This window comes from Providencia sp. PROV205, assembly GCF_028479505.1.
GTDB lineage: Bacteria > Pseudomonadota > Gammaproteobacteria > Enterobacterales > Enterobacteriaceae > Providencia > Providencia huaxiensis.
Genome location: NZ_JAMPNU010000057.1, coordinates 1 through 2,773 on the forward strand (window position 1 = coordinate 1; position 2,773 = coordinate 2,773).

A 2,773-nucleotide genomic window follows, 5' to 3' on the forward strand; every position below is an offset into this window, starting at 1 on the left:
CAGTCATTTTGGTGCCCAATCAGCAGCAGAGGCACAAGCAGCGATTAAGGCAAAGCTGCCTGAGAAGCGACGCAAAGACGCTGTGCTTGCCATTGAGTACCTGGTAACTGCTAGCCCCGAGGCGATGCACAGCAAGAGCAGGGAGCAACAGGACGCTTATTTTGCGGACTCGTTAGAGTGGCTGAAAGAGCGACATGGGGCGGAAAATGTTGTTTATGCAGGCATTCATCGTGATGAAAAAACACCGCACATGTACGCATATGTTGTACCTCTTGACCCCGATTCAGGTCGCTTAAACGCTAAGCGGTGGCTAGGTGGCAGTAAAGCACTTAACCAGATGCAAACTGAATTTGCCGAAAAAGTAGGGGCGCAGCATGGGTTAGAGCGTGGCATCGAGGGCAGTAAAGCCCGACACCAAACAATTAAAAAACACTATGCAGCGATTGAACGGGGCATTAAAAACCACGTTGAAATCAGCCCCGAAGCCTTAGAACCACGGGCTTATAAGCGTGAGGGGTTAGCTGAAAAGTTGCGATTAACAACCCGTGTTGAAAGTACGGAAGCCGTAGCGGCTCGTTTAGCGGCATCAGTGAATGAGGGGTTTGCAGGTACGATTGCAAATGCCGCTGAAAGCGCCCAGAACGCCCGTAGAGCGCGAGAAATGCAAAAGACAATGGTTGACCAGCAGAAGAAGCTAAAAACGCTTCAGGAGCCGTTTAAAGGGCTTTCACGCGAACAGGTGGCGGAGGTCATCAAGATGGCCACAACCATGCAGCGCGAAAACGAAGCGGCCAAGGCCGCGAAGTTGCAACACCAAAAGGAACAGCGACAGCAGCGCCGCAGCCAAGGCAGGGGGTTTAGTAGGTAGCTTTTTTGGTGCTTAGTCCTCAAGCAGGTTTTCATATGCTTGCTTGAAATGTTTTGCTGGTATTGGCTCACCGTGAAAGAGAATTCGCTTTTCCTTGAATGCTTCTTCTGCCTGCAATCGTCTGGCGTTATTGAGCAATTCCAGCAAGCCAACCTCAACTAGTAATGTGCGTAATTTCCGCTCACTTACATTGCAGGCAATTGCTACTTCTTCAATGAGTTTTTTCACGCTTAAACCTCCTCTAAGCGTTGCTGCCCTTGGGCTTCAAGCTGTTCTTGTTCGGTACGTTTTTTTCGTTCTATGACGGTTGTGAACGCTATGCGATCGCCATTAAACACAAAGTTAGGATTGATGAAATAACGCCCTTTACGCATTGTTTTTGCGATGATTTGGGCTTTTTCCAACTCATTCAAACCACGTTTGAATGTGGTCAAACTGAGTTTTAGCGGCTTTTGTGAATTTGAGTGGGCTTCAACAAATTCTTCAAGCATAAGGGTGTCGAGATCCACTTCATCCTTGCTAATAGCCTTGTGTTGTACGACCCAAAGTAAAACGCTAAATGTCTTTATTCCTGCTGCTGACAAGTCAAATGTTAAGCCAATGTTGGCAGTAAACAGCTTGATGAATTGCTCTCCATCTACCCGCTTGTATGTTGTGACGTGGGTGCCTTGGACTTCTCCTGTCGCTTGGTTTACCAGTATGTTTTGATCTCTACCTAGCCTAGAAAGCTGTACCTGTCTTCCCTTCATGGGGACAACCATGTCTTCTATAAACGGGTTTGTTTTGTGTCTTGCAAGGCTCATTTAACCATTCCTTTTTGGGCTTATGACTATCAAAAAAAATACTTCAAAGCCCATTTACGTTATTTTTTCGGGCTGTGTTCGACCATGATAGATGTTTTAAAGCCCAAAATCAATGCTTTTTTTGGGCTTTAAAAGTTCTACATATGGGCTTACAAGTATCCGATTCTGAAAAGTGGGTCTAGTATTTATGCGGGTTACAGGAGTTTCCCTTCTTAGTTCTTATTCGGGGCGAATAAGAACCCTCTAAGGGGCGTTGCCCCGCCAGCGCTTCGCTTGGCACCCCAAAAACAAATAATGCCTTCGCTTCGCTCAGAAGAATTTTTGTTACTTGCAGCGGCCTGCGGCCTCGCTCTAAGGGGGCGTTGCCCCCTAGCGCGCTTCGCTTGCCTCCCCCACGTTCGCCACGTGGCAGGGGTGCATGGCGGGCGGGCTTCGCCCTACTTCATGCCCCCTACCACCAAGCGTTGGTCGCTACGGTCAGCATCAAGGGTGCGGCTGCGCCCGAAATGCTCACCCGTTCGGTGCTCGGTCGCTGCGCTCCCTGCGCTCCGCTGCGGCTTCCGCTTTCGCCCTTGACACTGTCCTACGCTCAGGTGCTGAACGGAAAGGGGGTCAAGTGACCGTGGAATAAATAGCGCCCTTGGGCGCGGTTTATGCCGCGAAAGCACTTGACGCCCTTGGAGTGACCCACGCTTACGGCTGGGGTTTGGGTTGTGTAGGCCGCAGGCCGTAACTGCCCAGACCCCTGACGACAGAGGGCGACTCGTTCCCCCCAGCGGGGGGCGGAGGGGGGAGAATGCAACGACCGAAGGGAGGCGCAGGGCGAAGCCCGAAGAGCAAGGCCGCAGGCCGCTGCAACCCGCTTGCGGGTCACTGCTTTGCGAAGCAAAGTGTAGTGAGTCCACTTGTCAAACAAGTGCCGCCTTTGTACCCTTGGAGTTAACTTTTTAACTGCGGGGGTACGTGCGACTATGGGAGCACCCAAATTTGTAGTTTTGCGAACAGAAAAACTAAAACATTTGGCTAGCGTGTATCGCTCGTTAAAACATAGTTTTAGGGAGCAGGACACGCCAAACGCTGCGGCTGAACTTGGGCACGAAAA

General features: G+C 50.6%; 4 protein-coding genes. 2 read left to right on the plus strand and 2 right to left on the minus strand.

Translation table 11 applies throughout. The annotated features are described in order from the left end of the window. Nucleotides 1–868, plus strand: an 868-nt coding sequence (mobV, locus tag PR800_RS19545) for a MobV family relaxase (protein WP_272531267.1), incomplete at its 5' end; no start/stop codon positions are given. A gap of 12 nt (nucleotides 869–880) precedes the next feature. Here mobV and PR800_RS19550 read toward each other — a convergent pair. Both PR800_RS19550 and PR800_RS19555 read right to left on the minus strand, forming a co-directional pair. Next, the gene (locus PR800_RS19550; RefSeq protein WP_225550326.1) at nucleotides 881–1,096 is read right to left on the minus strand and encodes a hypothetical protein; all 216 of its coding nucleotides are present in this window, start codon (nucleotides 1,094–1,096) and stop codon (nucleotides 881–883) included. Between the two features lie 2 nt (nucleotides 1,097–1,098). Beyond that, nucleotides 1,099–1,617 (minus strand): replication/maintenance protein RepL, encoded by a 519-nt coding sequence (locus PR800_RS19555; protein WP_272531268.1) that lies wholly within the window; start codon nucleotides 1,615–1,617, stop codon nucleotides 1,099–1,101. Between the two features lie 850 nt (nucleotides 1,618–2,467). Between PR800_RS19555 and PR800_RS19560 the strand changes: the two genes are divergently transcribed. After that, the gene (locus tag PR800_RS19560) at nucleotides 2,468–2,614 is read left to right on the plus strand and encodes a hypothetical protein (RefSeq protein WP_272531269.1); all 147 of its coding nucleotides are present in this window, start codon (nucleotides 2,468–2,470) and stop codon (nucleotides 2,612–2,614) included. Nucleotides 2,615–2,773 lie beyond the last annotated feature (159 nt).

Excerpts from the sequence above, each read along its gene's own strand:
- PR800_RS19560 (WP_272531269.1), top strand. The coding sequence starts at position 2,468 with ATGCAACGACCGAAGGGAGGCGCAGGGCGAAGCCCGAAGAGCAAGGCC.
- PR800_RS19555 (WP_272531268.1), bottom strand. The coding sequence starts at position 1,617 with ATGAAGGGAAGACAGGTACAGCTTTCTAGGCTAGGTAGAGATCAAAAC.